At 73.6% G+C, this 16299-nt stretch carries 16 protein-coding genes; 9 read left to right on the top strand and 7 right to left on the bottom strand.

Features of this window, described 5'->3' with window-relative positions:
- Positions 1-108: 108 nt before the first annotated feature.
- Together ABZ883_RS22080 and ABZ883_RS22075 are read right to left on the bottom strand one after the other, a co-directional pair.
- Positions 109-1047, bottom strand: a complete 939-nt coding sequence (locus ABZ883_RS22080) for a 2-dehydropantoate 2-reductase (RefSeq protein WP_360908515.1) — start codon at positions 1045-1047, stop codon at positions 109-111.
- 19 nt (positions 1048-1066) lie between these two features.
- Positions 1067-2260 carry an MFS transporter gene (locus tag ABZ883_RS22075; RefSeq protein ID WP_360908513.1) on the bottom strand — a complete coding sequence of 398 codons (1194 nt, stop codon included), beginning with the start codon at positions 2258-2260 and terminating at the stop codon, positions 1067-1069.
- Positions 2261-2301: 41 nt separating this feature from the next.
- On the opposite strand from ABZ883_RS22075, the gene ABZ883_RS22070 reads away from it, so the two are divergent.
- Positions 2302-2937: a CGNR zinc finger domain-containing protein gene (locus ABZ883_RS22070; protein ID WP_360908511.1), complete on the top strand. Its 636-nt coding sequence runs from the start codon at positions 2302-2304 to the stop codon at positions 2935-2937.
- An 81-nt stretch (positions 2938-3018) separates the two neighbouring features.
- Positions 3019-3774 carry a glucose 1-dehydrogenase gene (locus tag ABZ883_RS22065; protein WP_360908509.1) on the top strand — a complete coding sequence of 252 codons (756 nt, stop codon included), beginning with the start codon at positions 3019-3021 and terminating at the stop codon, positions 3772-3774.
- A 15-nt stretch (positions 3775-3789) separates the two neighbouring features.
- Here the strand turns inward: ABZ883_RS22065 and ABZ883_RS22060 are convergent, their stop codons facing one another.
- Complete coding sequence (locus ABZ883_RS22060) at positions 3790-4083, bottom strand: putative quinol monooxygenase (protein WP_360908508.1); 294 nt, start codon at positions 4081-4083, stop codon at positions 3790-3792.
- 164 nt (positions 4084-4247) lie between these two features.
- Here ABZ883_RS22060 and ABZ883_RS22055 point away from each other — a divergent pair, with 164 nt between their 5' ends.
- Entirely contained in the window at positions 4248-5600 is a 1353-nt protein-coding gene (locus ABZ883_RS22055) for an MFS transporter (RefSeq protein ID WP_360908506.1), read from the top strand.
- On the opposite strand, the gene ABZ883_RS22050 is transcribed toward ABZ883_RS22055, so the two are convergent.
- Both ABZ883_RS22050 and ABZ883_RS22045 read right to left on the bottom strand, forming a co-directional pair.
- Entirely contained in the window at positions 5560-6021 is a 462-nt protein-coding gene (locus ABZ883_RS22050) for a MaoC/PaaZ C-terminal domain-containing protein (protein WP_360908504.1), read from the bottom strand. The genes ABZ883_RS22055 and ABZ883_RS22050 overlap by 41 nt on opposite strands.
- A 73-nt stretch (positions 6022-6094) precedes the next feature.
- Positions 6095-6709: a TetR/AcrR family transcriptional regulator C-terminal ligand-binding domain-containing protein gene (locus ABZ883_RS22045; RefSeq protein ID WP_360908502.1), complete on the bottom strand. Its 615-nt coding sequence runs from the start codon at positions 6707-6709 to the stop codon at positions 6095-6097.
- 145 nt (positions 6710-6854) lie between these two features.
- On the opposite strand from ABZ883_RS22045, the gene ABZ883_RS22040 reads away from it, so the two are divergent.
- From ABZ883_RS22040 to ABZ883_RS22020, 5 genes are all read left to right on the top strand, one after another.
- On the top strand, positions 6855-7619 hold the full coding sequence (locus ABZ883_RS22040) for an SDR family oxidoreductase (protein WP_360908500.1): 765 nt from the start codon (positions 6855-6857) through the stop codon (positions 7617-7619).
- 131 nt (positions 7620-7750) lie between these two features.
- The gene (locus tag ABZ883_RS22035) at positions 7751-8674 is read left to right on the top strand and encodes an SDR family NAD(P)-dependent oxidoreductase (RefSeq protein WP_360908498.1); all 924 of its coding nucleotides are present in this window, start codon (positions 7751-7753) and stop codon (positions 8672-8674) included.
- Positions 8675-8864: 190 nt separating this feature from the next.
- Positions 8865-10457, top strand: a complete 1593-nt coding sequence (locus ABZ883_RS22030) for a multicopper oxidase domain-containing protein (protein ID WP_360908495.1) — start codon at positions 8865-8867, stop codon at positions 10455-10457.
- Between the two features lie 44 nt (positions 10458-10501).
- A complete protein-coding gene (locus ABZ883_RS22025; RefSeq protein WP_360908493.1) occupies positions 10502-11344 on the top strand; it encodes an MBL fold metallo-hydrolase in 843 nt (280 codons plus the stop codon).
- Between the two features lie 290 nt (positions 11345-11634).
- Positions 11635-11967, top strand: coding sequence for a tetratricopeptide repeat protein (locus ABZ883_RS22020; RefSeq protein WP_360908492.1), 333 nt, complete (start codon positions 11635-11637; stop codon positions 11965-11967).
- 28 nt (positions 11968-11995) lie between these two features.
- Here ABZ883_RS22020 and ABZ883_RS22015 read toward each other — a convergent pair whose 3' ends face one another.
- Together ABZ883_RS22015 and ABZ883_RS22010 are read right to left on the bottom strand one after the other, a co-directional pair.
- Entirely contained in the window at positions 11996-12211 is a 216-nt protein-coding gene (locus ABZ883_RS22015) for a hypothetical protein (RefSeq protein ID WP_360908490.1), read from the bottom strand.
- Between the two features lie 107 nt (positions 12212-12318).
- On the bottom strand, positions 12319-13059 hold the full coding sequence (locus ABZ883_RS22010) for a VOC family protein (RefSeq protein ID WP_360908488.1): 741 nt from the start codon (positions 13057-13059) through the stop codon (positions 12319-12321).
- Positions 13060-13215: 156 nt separating this feature from the next.
- Between ABZ883_RS22010 and ABZ883_RS22005 the strand changes: the two genes are divergently transcribed.
- A complete protein-coding gene (locus ABZ883_RS22005) occupies positions 13216-16245 on the top strand; it encodes a glycosyl hydrolase (RefSeq protein ID WP_360908486.1) in 3030 nt (1009 codons plus the stop codon).
- Positions 16246-16299 lie beyond the last annotated feature (54 nt).

Here is a 16299-nt window from a genome sequence, read left to right as displayed (position 1 = left end):
GCTGCGTCGCACCTGGGGGAGAGTCGTCCCGTGGCCGGCACGGTCGGCCCCTCGAGGCGGTAGCCGGGGTGGGGCCATTCGACACGCGCCCCGGCCCGGCGGCCGGGGTCAGGCGTCCGGGGACGCCGGACGGCCGAGTTCGTACGGGGCGAGGATGTCGGCCACGGTCCGGTTGCGCGGCGTGGGCACGCCGAGCCGCTGTCCCAGGGAGACGACCCCGCCGCTGAGCCACGGCACTTCGAGCCGGTTGCCGCGCTCCAGGTCGTGGGCCATGGACGAGGCCATGCCGGCCGGGAGGCCGTCGACCGCGGCCATCTGCGCGTCGGTGAACGCCTCGTCGAGGTCCACACCCGCGGCACGCCCGACGGCGACGGCCTCGGCCATCACCTCGCGCAGCAGCTCGCGGGAGCCGGGATTGCGGCGGATGACGCCGATCGGCTGCCGCACGGCGGTGGTCGTCGCGGACAGCCCGGTGAGGAACACGTACTTCTCCCAGACCGTCCGCGCGATGTCCGCGCCCACCTCGGCGTCGATACCGGCCTTCACGCACGCCTGCTGGAACTCGGCCACGCCGTCCGCCGGCCGCCCCTCGTAGGCGCCGAGAACGATCCGCTGCAGCGCCCCGCGGTGCACGACGACGCCGGGCTCCTCGATGACCGCCGCGATGTAGCAGACACCGCCCCACACGGCGTCGTCCGGCAGGTGGCGGCGCAGCACCGTGTCCTTCTCCACGCCGTTCTGGAGGGAGAGCACACGGGCCCCGCGGTCGGTGAGATGCCGCAGCCCGGCCGCGACGTCCTCGGTGTCCCACAGCTTCACGGCGACCAGGACGACATCGGCCTCGCGCACGTCGGCCGGCGACTCGACGAAGTGCCCGGCGCCGACCCGGACGTCCCCCAGCGGGCTGCGCACCAGCAGCGCCCCCCGTTCCCGTACGGCCGCCAAGTGCCGGCCGCGCGCCACGAAGGTGACCTCGTGGCCCGCCTCGGCCAACCGGGCGCCGAAGTAGCCTCCGACGCCGCCCGCTCCCACAACCACGATGCGCATGACGTGCTTTCCTTCCGGTTCAGCCGGTGTGACTCGGGTGCCCGGGCGATGCCCTGCGCAGCAGCGCGGTCGCCGGGATGAGGATTGCCGCCGTGGCGGCGGCGCAGACGAACAGGGGCGCGGGCGGCAGGACGCCGTGCAGCGCGGTGACGACGAGCGGCGTGACGAATCCGAGGTAGGCCAGGCAGTAGAAGACCGCCGCGGCGCCCGCGAGGTCGCGCGGCCCGGCCCAGCCCTCCACCTGGCTGAGCCCGGCCACCAGGAGCAGCCCGTAGCAGGCCCCGAGGGCCATCGCCGCGGGGATCAGCAGGACGGGTTCCGCCAGCCGGACGGCCGCCGCGGCGAGGAGGAATCCGAGGACGGCGGCGGCCAGACCCCAGCGCCGGGTCACATGGGAGCCGCGGCGGGACAGCCGGCGGGCCGGCGGCTGGACGAGCAGGCCGGTGAGGAGGGTGAGTCCGGCGATGCCGCCGCCCGCCGCGATGTCCGGGCCGTGCAGCGGCACGAGCGCGGGCAGCACGGCGAAACTCGTGGTGGGCGCGCCGAAGACGAGCGGCGCCGAGGGGGCGACCTCCCAGCGGAACTCCCGCTGGAGCAGGGCGGTCCGCAGCCGGGGGCGGGCCTGCCGGGAACCGCCGGCGGCGGTCGCCGCGACATCCGGCACGGCGGGATCGGGCGCGTTCCACACGAACGGTGCCACGGCCGCCGTCAGGCACAGGTGCACGAGATAGGGCAGTGCCTCGGGCGCCGCCAGCCACTGCGCGAGGATGCCCGCCACCAGCGGGCCGCCGCCGAATCCCGCCGACAGAGCGACGGCGGCGCGCCGCGCGCCCGCGCCGGGTCCGGCGTCCGCCGACAGGTCCTTGATCCATGCCGTGCCCGGCCCGAAGGCGGCGCCGGACGCGACACCGGCCACCAGCCGTCCCAGCATCAGTGCCCAGAACCGGTCGCCGCCGGCCAGGAGGACGGCCGAGGCGACGGCGGACAGCACCAGGGCGGCGCACACCACCTCCCGCCGTCCGAAGCGCTGCGCGAAGCGCGCCGCCAGCAGGAGCGCCGGGATCAGCCCGGCGGCGTAGGCCGCGAACGCGGTGGTGACCACGCTCGCGGTCACCCCGCTGTCCGCGCGGTAGACGAGCAGCAGCGGCGAGAACTGGTTCGCGCCCCAGCCGACGACGAACATCGCCGAGGCCGCGCGCATCCAGGATCGCATCGTCCGTCCTTGGTAACCGTCTTTCCGGTTACTATTGTCGCATGAGCGTGGAAGCCCCGGCCACCCCGCGGACCCGGATCACCGCCAAGGCAAGGTCGCTGCGGTTCGACGCCGGCTCGCTGTCGCTCGACCTGGTCGCCACCGTCGGGCGCCGTCCCAGCACGCCCGTCGAACGCCTCGACGGTCCCGAGCGCCTGCGCGAATGGTGTGCGGGGGTCGGCCTCGCCCCGAGGGACGACGAGGACCCGGCCGCGCTCCTCGCCGCACTGCGCGAACTGCGCGGCGCCGCCCACGACGTCGTCACGGCCCACCTGGACGACCGCGCCCCGCGACCGGAATCCGTGGACCTGGTCAACGCACTGGCCCGGGTCGCCCCGCCGGCGCCCCGGCTGCGGACCGACACGCGGGGACGGCTCGCACACCCGCCCGCTCCGCGGCTGACGACGGCCGAACTGCTCTCCGCGGTGGCCCGCGACCTGATCGCCGTGACGACCGATCCGCGCACCCGGGATCTGCTGCGCACCTGCGACGCGGAGATCTGCCGCATGATCTACCTCGACAACGGCGCCGGCAAGGGCAGGCCGCGCAAGTGGTGCTCCATGGACCGCTGCGGCAACAGCGCCAAGGCGGCACGCCACCGGCGACGCACGGCGGCCCCCGGCCCGGCCCGTTCCTGAGCCCGCCGCGGTCGCCGGTCCTCAGCACCCGCTGCGACGATGGGAAGGCGATGGCCGACCCCGAGCGGACGGGAGCGAACCATGGGAGAACTCACCGGCAGGACGGCGGTCGTCACCGGCGGCACGACGGGCATCGGCCTGGCGACGGCACGGCGGTTCGCGGAGGAGGGCGCCCTGGTCTTCGTCACCGGCCGGCGTCAGGAGGCCCTCGACGCCGCCGTCGCCGCGATCGGCGGCGACACCGTGGGCGTGCGCGGCGACGTGTCCGATCTCGCCGACATCGACCGCCTGTACGCCGCCGTCACCGACCGCGGCCGGCAGGTGGACGTCATCTTCGCCAACGCGGGCACCGGCCGGACGCTGCTGCTGGAGGAGGTCACCGAGGAGTACTTCGACGCGACCTTCGCCGCCAACGTCAAGGGCGTGTTCTTCACCGTCCAGAAGGCACTGCCGCTCCTCCCCCGGGGTGCCTCGATCGTCATCAACGCCTCCACCGAGCGGACCGCGGCCAAGGAGGGCCTGAGCGTCTACTCCGCCACCAAGGGCGCGCTGCGCACCCTCACCCGCTCCCTCGCCAACGAACTGCGCCACCGCGGCGTCCGGGTCAACGCGGTCAGCCCCGGCCCGGTCGAGACCCCGGGCCTCGGAGGCCTGGCGCCCGACCCGAACGAGAAGGACGCCTTCCAGTCCGCCCTGGCCCAGGGCGTTCCCCTCGGCCGGCTCGGGCGGCCCGAGGAGGTGGCGGAGGCGGTGCTCTTCCTCGCGTCCGACCGCAGTTCCTTCACCACCGGCGGCGAGCTCTACGTGGACGGCGGGATCAACCAGTTCCAGACCTGATACGGCGTCCCGGGGCTATTCGCCGGCCTCGTAGGTCGTGACCACCCGGCTGACCAGCAGGGGGGCGATCCGCCGGAGGACCAGGTCCTTGAAGTGGAGGGAGTCGCGGTGGGCCGCGAAGGCCCGCGGGGAGTCGTACCGCTCCAGGAGCACGACGTCCCGCGCGTCACCGAGCGCGTGGAAGACCTCGAAGGAGACGTTGCCCGGTTCCGCGCGGCTCGCCTCGGCCAGCACGGGCAGCAGGGCGAACACCTCGTCCTCGTGACCCTCGGAGACGGTGTAGCGGGCGATGACCTGCACCTGGGGCATCGGGGCACCTTTGCGGTCGGGCGGCGGGGCTGCGGGGTGTCGGGGTGGGGTGACGAGCGGAGCATCCGCCCCACTCATCATCACCGGGGACGGGTAACGGGGCAGTTCCGAGGGAATGTGGTTGTTACACGTATATAGCCCCGTCCCTCACCGCCCAGGTGCCGATGCCGCTCATCCACCGATCCGACCCGCCCGACCCGCCCGGCCGCCCTTGCAGCCGGCCCGGCGCCGGCCCGCGCGAACGGGCCCTGCCGGCGGCGGGGCAGGCCCCGTCCGGACGGCTCGTCCTGCTGCTGGCGGTCGCGTGCGGGCTGACGGTCGCCAACCTCTACTACGCCCAGCCGCTGCTGGCCGTACTGCGGCAGTCGCTGCACATCAGCGAGCTGACGGCCGGCACGCTGATCACCGTCGGCCAGGCGGGCTACGCGGCCGGCATGATCCTCCTCGTCCCGCTCGGCGACCGCGTCGAGAACCGGCGGCTGACCACGATCCTGCTGGCGGTCGCCACGGCGGCGTGCGTCGTCGCGGGGACGGCACACGGGTTCGGGGTACTCGCCGGGGCGCTGCTGGTCGCCGGCGCGGTGTCCGTCGTCGCCCAGATCCTGGTGCCCTTCGCCGCCGGACTCGCCCCGGACCATCTGCGCGGGCGCGTCGTGGGCCGCGTGATGAGCGGGCTGCTGACCGGCATCCTGCTCTCCCGCACCCTGAGCAGCCTGATCACCCATGCGGCCGGATGGCGCGCGGTGTACCTGCTCTCGGCGGGGCTGATGGCCGTCCTCGCGGTGGCACTGCGCGGGGCGCTCCCCAGCCGGCCGCCGCCGGCCACCCTGCCGTACGGGCGGCTGCTGCGCTCCACCGCCGGGCTGCTGCGCCGGCACGCGGTCCTGCGCCGGCGGGCGCTGTACCAGTCACTGATGTTCGGCGGGTTCAGCGCGTTCTGGACGACGGTCTCCTATGTGCTCACCGGGCCGCCGTTCCACTACTCACAGATCGGGGTGGCCCTGTTCGCGCTGGCCGGGGCGGGGGGTGCGGCCGTGGCACCCCTGGCCGGCCACTGGGCGGACCACGGACTGACCCGGCCGATGACGGCCGCCGCCTTCGCCACCGGCGCGCTCGCGTTCGTCCTGGCCGGTCTCGGCCGGCACCAGATCCTGCTGCTCGCACTGGCCGCCGTACTGATCGACATGGCCGTCCAGACCTCCCTCGTGCTCGGTCAGCACACGGTCTACCGGCTCGCCCCCACCGCCCGTGCCCGGCTGAACAGCGCGTACATCGCGGTGTTCTTCGTCGGCGGCGCGCTGGGGTCCCAACTCGGCTCCGTCGCCTACCACCTGGGCGGCTGGGAGGCGCTGACCGGCTTCGGTGCCGGGCTGCTCACCCTCGGGCTGCTGCTGCAGGCACCGGCGCTGCTGCCACGCGGCAAGAACGCCGCGGACGCCCAGAACACCGCGGACGCCGAGACCACCGCGGACGGCGTCAGTGCTCGCCGTCCCCGGAGGGACGCAAGGCGACCATGAGGTCGATGTTCCCCTCCTGGGCGACCTGGTCGCGCTGATTGAGCAGTGCGAACCTGCGGTTCAGGATGCCCGCGTCGCCCCGGCCGGTCAGGCGGGTGGACAGGATCGCGACGCGGCAGCGCACGGTGTCGCCGACCAGCAGGGGGCTGCGGAAGCGCCAGTCGTCGATACCGAGGAGGGCGATCGAGCTGCCCTCGAAGACGCCCAGTCGCGAGGCGAGCCCCATGGCGACGGAGACGCCGAGCAGCCCGTGGGCGATCCGCTCGCCGAAGCGCGTGCCCGCGGCGAAGGAGGCGTCGGTGTGGACGGGGTTGGTGTCCCAGCTCCACGCGGCGAAGGAGGCCACGTCGGACTCGGTGAGCGTACGGCCCTGGGTCGTGAACTCCTGGCCCGCGCGGAAGTCCTCGAAGTACAGCGGCATGTCGGCTCCCGGTGCTTGCGGCGGTCCAGTCCAGTGGCGGTGCGGGGTTCAGCGTAGGGCGGGGACGGGGGCGCTACGCACCGCCGCCGGGGGTTCCGATGCCGGCCATCAGATTGGCGACCAGGGCGACCGCGAACTCCTCCGTGAGGGGCTCGTCGGGGATCAGCAGGCGGTGGTAGCAGGCGCCCCACAGCTGGTCGACGAGCACCTGCGGGTCGACCTCGGGGCGGATCTGGCCGCGCTGCTGCGCCCGGCCGATCGCCTCGGCGGCGAACGCGCGCCGGGGGCCCGAGTAGTGCTCCCGGAACGCCGCCGACAGGTCCGGGTCGGTCTGCGCCTGCCCGACCAGTTCGACGACGATCCGCCCGGCGCGGGTGCCGGTCATCAGGCGCACGAAGGCGCGCAGCTGGGCGGTGAGGTCCGCGGCGATGTCGCCGGTGTCGGGGAAGGCCAGCGTGCCGCGGACCGCGGCGAAGTAGCCGTCCAGCGCGAGAGCGCCCTTGGAGGGCCACCACTTGTAGATGGTCATCTTGCTGGCGCCGGCGGCGTTGGCCACCCGCTCGATGGTGAACGCGGCCATGCCGTCGGCGAGCAGCAGCGCGCCCGCGGCCTCGAGGATGTCGGCGCGTACTTCGTCGGCCGGCCTGCGGCCGCGGCCGCGGCGGACGGGTTCTGATGCTGATGTCATGACGGTCCTCTTCCTCGGTTCAGGGTCTCGGGAACATTTTATATAGACGCGGCGTCTACATGTGTGCTTATATGGACCCCGCGTCCATAAAACGCTTCCACGGCCGCCCGGCCACGGAAGTCCCACACCGGAAGGACCCCTTGCCATGAGCACCTCCGCCGCCTCCGCCGCCGCCACCTCCACCACCGACCGGGTCGCGATCGTCACCGGCGGCTCCGGTGGTATCGGCCGGGCCGCGGCCGAGCGCCTCGCCGCCGACGGCATGAAGGTCGTCATCGGCTACGCGGGCGGCCCCGGCCGCGCCAAGGAGGCCGTCGAGGCCGTGGTCGCCGCCGGCGGCACCGCGATGGCCGTCCGGGCCGACGTGGCGGACGAGGACGAGGTCGCCGCCCTGTTCGACCAGGCCGAGCAGGCCTACGGCGGCGTCGACGTGGTGGTGAACACCGCCGGGGTCATGCTGCTGAGCCCGCTGGCGGAACTGGACTTCGCCGACTTCGACCGGATGCACCGCACCAATGTGCGCGGCACCTTCGTCGTCAGCCAGCAGGCCGCGCGGCGCGTGCGCGCCGGCGGTGCCATCATCAACTTCTCGACCAGCGTGACCAAGCTCGCGTTGCCGGGCTACACCGCCTACGCCGCCACCAAGGGCGCGGTGGACGCCATGACGCTGATCCTCGCCCGCGAGTTGCGCGGCCGCGACATCACCGCCAACGCCGTCGCCCCCGGCCCGACCGCCAGCCCGCTGTTCCTGGAGGGCAAGGACCAGGCCACCATCGACCGCCTCTCCTCGGTGTCCGCCTTCGGGCGCCTGGGGACCCCCGAGGACGCCGCCCAGGTGGTCTCGTTCCTCGCCGGACCCGGCCGCTGGGTCAACGGCCAGGTCATCTACACCAACGGCGGAGCCATCTGACGGCCCCCGCGCCGCCGCACCCGCTCCACCGGTCGCACCCATCGATCCTTCATCCCCCTCACCCCCTCACCCACCGGCCCCGGCACACCGCCGCCGGGGCCGGGCCCCACCCGCTCCAAGGAGTCGTTCACATGTCCTCCACCATCCTCATCACCGGCGCCGGCTCCGGATTCGGCGCACTGACCGCCCACGCCCTGGCCGCCGCCGGCCACACCGTCTACGCGAGCATGCGCGACATCGAGGGCCGCAACGCCGCCCGCGCGGAGGCGGTCCGCGAGCGTGCCGCCCGCGAGGGCATCGACCTGCGCGTGGTCGAACTCGACGTGCTCGACCAGGGAAGCGCCGACCGCGCGGTGGCCCGCGTCGTGGCGGAGACCGGCGGGCTCGACGTGCTCGTGCACAACGCCGGGCACATGGTGCTCGGCCCCGCGGAGGCCTTCACGCCCCAGCAGTTGGCCGACGTCTACGACACCAATGTGCTGGGCACCCAGCGCGTCAACCGGGCCGCCCTGCCCCTGCTGCGCGAGCAGGGCCACGGACTGCTGCTGTGGGTCGGCTCCTCCAGCACCCGCGGCGGCACCCCGCCGTACCTCGCGCCGTACTTCGCGGCGAAGGCCGCCATGGACGCGCTCGCCGTGAGCTACGCGGCCGAACTCGCCCGTTTCGGCATCGAGTCGACGATCGTCGTCCCCGGCGCCTTCACCAGCGGCACCGAGCACTTCGCCAACGCGGGGTACGCCGCCGACCGCGCTGTCGCGGAGGCGTACGAGGCGCGGTACGCGGGCATGACGGACCAGGTCGGCCGGGCGCTCGCGGCGATGACCCCCGAGAACGCCGATGTCGCCGACGTGGCACGGGAGATCGTCCGTGTGGTCGGGCTGCCCGCGGGCAGTCGTCCCTTCCGCACCCACATCGACCCGGCCGACGACGGGTCCGAGGTCGTGTCGGTCGTCGCCGACCACATCCGTGAGCGCTTCTACCACCGTCTCGGCCTGCCGGACCTGCTGGGCCCGGTCCTCGCCCCGGCGGCCGAGGTGCGCCCGCCGTCGGCCTGAGGCGCCGGACGGCCGTTGCCCCTGGTCCGGGTTCCCGCGCGAGCGGGGCCCGGACCAGGGGCTTTTAGTGCGTTCATATGTCTATTCGCCGGGCGTGACGGGTGTCGTCCTGGCACGCGTGTCCCACCCTTTCGTGTGTACGGTGCAGCCCTATGCTGACGAAAGCCGTAAAACGATCAAATCGGCGTGGATGGGAGCCAACGTGATCCGAGGTATCGACCGGCGCCGCTTTCTCGCCACAGGTGCGGCAGCGGTCATCGGGGCGGGGGTGGCGGCACGCGCCACGGCCCTGTCCCCCGCCGACGTGCCACCAGGCGGCGTCCTGCGGAGCAAGGCCCCGCTTCCCCGCCCCTACCAGGTGCCGCTGCCGATCCCCGCGGCACCGCCGCCACTGCAGAGCGCGGGCGGCACCGACACGTTCCAGATCGTGCAACGCGAGGCGAAGCTGGAGATCCTGCCGGGCCTGCGCACGCGCTGCTGGACGTACAACGGCACCTTCCCCGGGCCCACGATCATGTCCCGCGCCGGGAGGCGCACCATCGTGCGGCACCGCAACGAGCTGCCGCAGCCGACCGTCGTCCATCTGCACGGCGGCCACACCCCGTCGGAGAGCGACGGGTACCCGATCGACCTGACGATGCCCGTCAACAGCCGCCTGTCCGTCAAGGACGCGATGGCGGGCATGGACGACATGGGCGAGACACACGGCACCATCGCCTACGGCGAGCGCACGTACACGTATCCCATGCAGCAGCGTGCGTCCACCATGTGGTACCACGACCACCGCATGGGCTACACCGGATCGGCCGTCTGGCACGGCATGGCGGGCTTCCACCTGCTCGGCGACGACGAGGACGGCGCCCTCGCCCTCCCGCGCGGCGAGCGGGACATCCCCCTCATGATCACCGACCGGGCCTTCGAGGCGGACGGTTCGCTGATGTACCCGGGCGACCCGGGCATGCACTCCCCCGGCGTCTCGCGCAACCACACCGCCGGCGTCCAGGGCGACGTCATCCTGGTCAACGGGGCCCCCTGGCCCGTGCACCGGGTCCAACGCGGGCGCTACCGGCTCCGGTTGCTCAACGCCTCCAACGTCCGCTACTACAAGCTCGCACTCGACCCGCCGCCCCCCGGCGGCAAGGGCCTGGTGCAGATCGGCAGCGACGGCGGCCTGCTGGAGCGCCCCCTGGCCCACGACAACCTGCGGCTGGCACCCGGTGAGCGCTTCGACATCGTCGTGGACTTCTCCCGCTACCGGCCCGGCACCAAGGTCCGCGTGGTGAACCACTTCGGCAGCCGGACCACCGCCGACGTCATGCGCTTCGACGTCTCGCCGTCCACGCGTGCCGTCCACGACGACGCCCGCGTCCCCGACCGGCTGGCGCTGCGGGCCGAGACCGTCCTCAACCCCGCGAAGGCCGTCGCCACCCGGACCTTCGAGTTCCGGCACTCGGGCCGCAGCGGCTGGACGATCAACGGCAAGCCCTATCTGCCGGGCCGCTCACTGACCCGCGCGAAGCTGGGGACCGTCGAGATCTGGCGCTTCAGATCGGTCTTCTTCCACTCGATCCATGTGCACCTCGACCCCTTCCGCGTGGTGTCCCGCAACGGCAAGGCACCGGGGCCGTTCGACCACGGCTGGAAGGACACGATCGCGATGGGGCCCGGGGAGACCGTCGACGTGGCCGTCCGCTTCACCGACTACACCGGCCACTTCATGCTCCACTGCCACAACCTGGAGCACGAGGACATGGCCATGATGGCCGACTTCTCGACCTACTAGGGCCGCCCTGGTCGACGGTCCGCGAAAGAGAGGCGGGTGCCGCCGTGGCCCCTCGCATCAGTCCCGAGCGCCGGGCGTGCGCGGTCTGCGTCGTCGGCGGCCCCACCGTCGTCCTCGACATCGGGGGGCTGCGGCTGGTGACCGACCCCACCTTCGACGAGGCCGGGGAGCACGGATACCTCACCAAGACCGCCGGCCCGGCCGTCCACGAGGACGAACTCGCCCCCGTGGACGCCGTCCTGGTCAGCCACGACCTCCACCCCGACAACCTCGACGTGCGCGGCCGGGCCTTCGCCCTGGCGTCCTCGCTGGTGCTCACCGGGCCCGCCTCCGCGCGCCGGCTCGGGCACCCCGCCCGCGGTCTCGCGGTCTGGGAGAGCGTGGAGTTGCCCCGGCCCGGCGGGGACACCGTCACCGTTCACGCGGTGCCCGCGCAGCACGGCCCCGACGACGGCGAACGGGACGAACAAAACCAGGTGAACTGCGAGGTCACCGGCTTCGTCCTGAGCGGCACGGGACTGCCCACGGTGTACGTCAGCGGCGACAACGCCTCCGTCGGCGTCGTCGCCGAGATCGCCCGGCGCATGCCGCCCGTGGACATCGCCGTGCTCTTCATGGGCGGCGCGCGGGTGCCCGTACGCAGCCGCAACCGCCCGCTGACGCTGACCGCGGAGCGCGCGAGCGCAGCGGCCTCCGTCCTGGGATCGCCCCTCGTGGTCCCCGCGCACTGCGACAGCTGGGCCCACTTCACCGAGGACCGCGCCGACATCGACCGGGCCTTCGACGACGCGGGACTCTCCGCGCGGCTGCGCTCCGCGGAGAACGGCGTATGGATCGACCTCGGCTCGCCGGGGCCCTCCGGGGCGGACCGGTTCGCCCCGCGGTAGCGGCGGGCGGTTCATCGCGCGCTCCGCGTGCGGACCCGGTGCCCGGCCCGCCCTCTGGCAGCAAAGCGGCACCTTGCCCGGCCGCGCCCGGCCCGGGTCACGTCACACGGCAGAAGCCGGCGCCACCCGTGTGACACACACCACCCCGCCGCGAACAGATCCGCCCCAAGGGCGGAACAAACGGACACTCCGGGCGGTTGGCACCCCTGTCGGTCATCGGACCGGCGACCACCCACCACCCGGAGGGGCGCTGTCACGACAGCGACGTCGGAAACGGAAAGGGCCCCCGCATGAACAGCTCGACTGCGGAGACGTTCAAACGAGCGACGCTCTACTTCAACGGCCAGCACTACAGGGCGGCAGCGAAGGAACTGAGCGGCATCGTGGACGTGGCACCCCGCAACCTGGCGGTTCGCATGCTCCTGGCGCGGTCCTACTACTACTCCGCCCAGTTCACGAAGGCGGAGAAGGAACTCCGGCACATTCTGCGCACCGAGCCGAACGACCCCCACGCGCACCTGCTGCTGGGCCGCTCGCTGGAGCGCCTGGGGCGCAGCGCGGAGGCGCGTCCCCACCTGCGGCTGGCGGACGCGATGACGGCCTGGGACCTCATCGTCGTCTGATGTCCTGACGCCCGGCTTCAGCCGCTGCTCACGCGCAGTAGCGGATGAGCCAGTCCGTGTCCGGGTTCCTGCCGAAACCGGGATCGTTCGGGGCGGCGACGGGCCGGCTCTCGACGGTCTTCTCCAGCGGGACACGCTCGGGCAGCCTGCCGAAACGGGCCTCGCGCAGAGCGGCGTCCACAGCGGCCTCGGCGGCGTCGTCGCGCGGTGGCCGCGGGACCTGGGAGTGGGGCTGTGCGCTCATCGTTCCCTCCCTGATCACGAAGTCCGGAGCCCGGCGGCCCGGAACCCCAGGGTACTGCCGCACCGCGGCGTCCGGACAGGGTGGCCGAGTGCCGTAGGGGCTCCGGGTCAGGACGGGGCGAGGACGCAGAACTCATGGCCCTCGGGGTCGGTCAGGCAGGTCCACGGGACGTCCCCCTGGCCGATGTCGAGGTCGCGGGCGCCGAGGGCCCGCAGCCGCTCCGCCTCCGCCTCCTTGTCGTCACCGGGGTACGGCAGCAGGTCGAGGTGGACGCGGTCCGGCACGGTCTTCGGTTCGGGCGTGCGGTAGAAGTCGAGGTAGGGCCCGCCGGCCCTGGTGGAGCGCAGCACCGCGTGGTCGTCGTTCACCTCGCGCAGGGTCCAGTCCACCGCCTCCCCCCAGAACCGGGCCATGGCCCGCGGGTCCGCGCAGTCGACGACCAGGGCGGCGATCGGTCCGGTGTCCCGGTAGACCTCCCGGGGTTCCAGCACGCAGAACTCGTTGCCCTCCGGGTCCGCGAGGACCGTCCACGGGACATCCCCCTGGCCCACGTCGACGGGTGTCGCGCCGAGCGCCAGGAGGCGGTCGACCAGCTCCGCCTGATGGGCGGCGGACGTGGTGGCGAGATCCAGGTGCAGCCGGTTCTTTGCCGGTCCCTTGGGCTCCGGGACGGGAACGACGTCGATGCCGACGGCGACCGGGTCCGGCCAGGCGAAGCCCTCGCCGGGTCCGACATAGGTGGTCGCGCCGGGCCGGAAGACGTTCCAGCCGAGCGCCTCCGCCCAGAACCGGCCGACCGCCAAGTGATCACGAGCCTTGATGTTGACCTGCACAGGTCGCGGTGCCATGGCCGGATCCTATGCGGCCGCTCCCCCGCCCGCCCCCGCACCGCTCCCCGGCGACGACGGCGCGCAGGGATCTTGCCGGGCACCGGAACGGGGGGATAGCCTCCGCGTGGTTCACGATTAAAACGTTTCAATACCTTCACCGGGAGCCGCGCACCGATGCATGACGACACAAACCGTCCCGAAGGCGCCGGGGTCTCCCGGCGCACCCTGCTCATCGCGACCGCCGTCGCGGGCACGGCGGCCGCCCTCGCCCCCGCCGCCCCGGCGAACGCCGTACCGGCCGCCGGAGGCGAGGCCCTGAGCCGTGGCCACGGGGCGGCCGCGGCCGGGTCGTTCGCCCGGCCGGGCGCTGCCGTCCGGCCGAAGTTCCGGTGGTGGTGGCCGGACGGGCTGGTGGACCCGGACGAGATCCGACGCGAAGTCGACCAGATCGCCGAGGCCGGTTTCGGCGGGGCGGAGATCGCCGCCGTCCACCACAGCGTGAAGGACACCTCCGTCCTCGACACCGAGCACCACGGGTGGGGAAGCCCCGCGTGGACCGCTGGCGTGCGCGCGGCGCTGGACCAGGCGCGGCGCCGCGGCATCACCATCGACCTCACCATCGGCCCCAGTTGGCCCGCGGCCGTCCCCGGCATCACACCGGACAGCGAGGCCGCCGTCCAGGAACTCGCCCTCGGCGCGGTCACGGTGGCGGCCGGCGCCGCGTACGACGGCCCTGTCCCGCCGCCCGCCGCGGCCCCCGCCTCCGGTGTCACGCGGCAGGACCTCGTGGCGCTGCTGGCCACCCGTGTCGACCCCGCCAACGCCACGCGCAAGGAGACCGGCCTGGACCGCGCGAGCGCCCAGGACCTGACGGCCTCCGTCAGCGGCGGCACCGTGAGCTGGACGGCGCCCGAAGGCGGCGACTGGGTGCTCACCGCCTTCTGGCGGCGCGGCACCGGCCAGACCCCGGAGGGCGGTCCGCACACCGCGCCGACCGCATACGTCGTCGACCACTTCAGCGCCGCCGGCACGTCCGCCGTCACCGGTTTCTGGGAACGGAACGTGCTCACACGGGAGTTCCGCGGCCTGCTGCGTGCCGCCGGCGGGATGCTGTTCGAGGACTCCCTGGAGATCGAGACCAAGGCGCTGCCGTGGACCCCGGGGCTGCCCGCGGCGTTCGAGAGGCGCACCGGCTACGCCCTGCTTCCGGTGCTGCCCGTCGTCGCGATGTCGGGTGGCAACCAGGTCTACGCGTACGACGCCGTCGCCACCCGGCAGATCCGGCACGACTTCTGGGACACCGTCAGCGAGCTGTACACCACGCACCATCTGACGGCGCTGCGCGACTGGGCACACGCGCTCGGCCTCGGGCTGCGCGCCCAGCCGTACGGACTGCAGACCGACGCCATCGCCTCGGCCGCGCTGCTGGACATCCCCGAGGGCGAGTCGCTGGGCTTCAAGAACCTGGACGACTTCCGCTGCCTGGCCGGCGGCCGCGACATGGCCGGGCACACGGTCCTGTCGTGCGAGGCGGGCGCCTACACCGGCTCCGCGTACAGCACGACCTGGGAGAAGTTCCTGCGCACGATGGGCGGCGCCTACGCCGCGGGCGTCAACCAGACCGTCGTGCACGGGTTCTCGTACGCCACGCTCCCCGGGGTGAAGTGGCCGGGCTACGCGGCCTTCACCCCGTACAACGGCACGGTCGGGTACGGCGAGTCGTGGGGGCCGCGCCATCCGACGTGGCGGCACGTCGGGGACGTCTCCGGCTATCTGTCGCGGGTGCACCACGTGACGCAGCGGGGCACCGCACGGGCGGACGTCGCGGTGTTCCGGCAGACCGGGTACACCGCCACCGGCATCGGGGCGTCCTGGTTCACCTCGACGGGGATCCCGCTGGGCTGGACGCACCAGTTCCTCAGCGGGCCGCTGCTCGACCTGCCCTCGGCCCGGGTGCGGGACGGGCGGCTGGCGCCCGACGGGCCCGCGTACCGGGCGCTGTTTGTGGAGGCCGACTTCTTCTCGGGCTCCGCCGTCACCCTCACCCCCCGCGACGCGGAGCACCTGCTGCGGCTGACCCGGTCGGGGCTGCCGGTGGTCCTGCTCGGGGACTGGTCCGCGGTGACCACGCCGGGTGTCGCCGACGCCGCGGAACTGGCCGGACTGCGCTCGGTGGTGGCCGAGTTGCTGGCGCAGCCGCGAGTCCGCCAGGTCACCGACAAGACGGCGGTGGGCCAGGCGCTCGCGGACCTCGGCGTCGAGCCGGACGTCGGCTACGCGACCTCCTCGACGCTGCTGACGATGCACCGGTACGAGGACGGCACCGACTGGTTCTACCTGTGCAACGGCAAGCACGCGGAGACCGTCAAACCGCCGGTCGCCGCGATCGACCACGAGATCACGGTGCGCGCCACCCGCCCCGGCACCGTGCCGTACCTGCTGGACCCGTGGACGGGCGAGGCCCGGCCGCTCGCGCTGTACCGCCGCGAGGGCGAGCGGTTCACCTTCCGGGTGGCACTCCAGCCCGCCGAGTCCATGGTTGTCGCGTTCGCCCGGCCGGGGCGGCTCGGCGCCCGGCCCGGACGCGTCCACGCGACCGCGACCGACGCGGGCGACGTGCGCTTCGAGGGCGGGCGCCTGGTGCTGCGCGCGCAGGCGGCCGGCACCTACGCCACGACGCTGTCCGGCGGGGAGACCGTGCGGACCGTGGTCGCCGAGGTGCCCGCGGAACGCGAGCTCACCGCGTGGACACTGGACGCGGAGGACTGGCGGCCGGGCGCCGACCCGGACCGCACCGTCGTCGTCCGCCACCGGGTCGAGCTGGACGCGCTCGCCCCGTGGAACGCGATCCCCGAACTCGCCGACGCCTCCGGCATCGGGCGCTACCGCACCACCGTCGACCTCGACGGGCCCTGGAGCGGCGGGTACGGGGCCCTCCTCGACCTCGGGGAGGTCACCGACACCTTCCGCGTCACCGTCAACGGCCGCCCGGCACCGGTCACCAGCCTGATCGACCCGGTCGTCGACCTCGGCCCGCTGCTGCGCCGGGGCAGCAACACCGTCGAGGTCGAGGTCGCCACGACGCTCCTCAACCGGCTGCGCGTCAGCGATCCGTCCGTGTACGGGGGCGCCGCCTCGCAGCGCACGGGTCTCGTGGGCCCGGTCCGGCTGGTTCCGTACGGGGAGGCGGCGGTACGGAAGTGACGGACGACCGCTGACCCCGGGGGTCACGATGCTGCTTCAATGGCCCGCGGAGGT

Origin of the sequence: Streptomyces sp. NPDC046977 (genome assembly GCF_040644455.1) — a bacterium.
In the GTDB taxonomy this organism is placed as follows: domain Bacteria; phylum Actinomycetota; class Actinomycetes; order Streptomycetales; family Streptomycetaceae; genus Actinacidiphila.
Note: the sequence above shows the minus strand (reverse complement) of the source record. Positions and strands in the feature narration are given on the sequence as shown.

Coding starts and splice junctions, on each gene's coding strand:
- ABZ883_RS22035 (WP_360908498.1), top strand. CDS start 7,751: ATGTCCTCCACCATCCTCATCACCGGCGCCGGCTCCGGATTCGGCGCA.
- ABZ883_RS22065 (WP_360908509.1), top strand. CDS start 3,019: ATGGGAGAACTCACCGGCAGGACGGCGGTCGTCACCGGCGGCACGACG.
- ABZ883_RS22055 (WP_360908506.1), top strand. CDS start 4,248: ATGCCGCTCATCCACCGATCCGACCCGCCCGACCCGCCCGGCCGCCCT.
- ABZ883_RS22045 (WP_360908502.1), bottom strand. CDS start 6,709: ATGACATCAGCATCAGAACCCGTCCGCCGCGGCCGCGGCCGCAGGCCG.
- ABZ883_RS22075 (WP_360908513.1), bottom strand. CDS start 2,260: ATGCGATCCTGGATGCGCGCGGCCTCGGCGATGTTCGTCGTCGGCTGG.
- ABZ883_RS22005 (WP_360908486.1), top strand. CDS start 13,216: ATGCATGACGACACAAACCGTCCCGAAGGCGCCGGGGTCTCCCGGCGC.
- ABZ883_RS22020 (WP_360908492.1), top strand. CDS start 11,635: ATGAACAGCTCGACTGCGGAGACGTTCAAACGAGCGACGCTCTACTTC.
- ABZ883_RS22070 (WP_360908511.1), top strand. CDS start 2,302: ATGAGCGTGGAAGCCCCGGCCACCCCGCGGACCCGGATCACCGCCAAG.
- ABZ883_RS22060 (WP_360908508.1), bottom strand. CDS start 4,083: ATGCCCCAGGTGCAGGTCATCGCCCGCTACACCGTCTCCGAGGGTCAC.
- ABZ883_RS22080 (WP_360908515.1), bottom strand. CDS start 1,047: ATGCGCATCGTGGTTGTGGGAGCGGGCGGCGTCGGAGGCTACTTCGGC.
- ABZ883_RS22050 (WP_360908504.1), bottom strand. CDS start 6,021: ATGCCGCTGTACTTCGAGGACTTCCGCGCGGGCCAGGAGTTCACGACC.
- ABZ883_RS22030 (WP_360908495.1), top strand. CDS start 8,865: ATGGGAGCCAACGTGATCCGAGGTATCGACCGGCGCCGCTTTCTCGCC.
- ABZ883_RS22040 (WP_360908500.1), top strand. CDS start 6,855: ATGAGCACCTCCGCCGCCTCCGCCGCCGCCACCTCCACCACCGACCGG.
- ABZ883_RS22015 (WP_360908490.1), bottom strand. CDS start 12,211: ATGAGCGCACAGCCCCACTCCCAGGTCCCGCGGCCACCGCGCGACGAC.
- ABZ883_RS22010 (WP_360908488.1), bottom strand. CDS start 13,059: ATGGCACCGCGACCTGTGCAGGTCAACATCAAGGCTCGTGATCACTTG.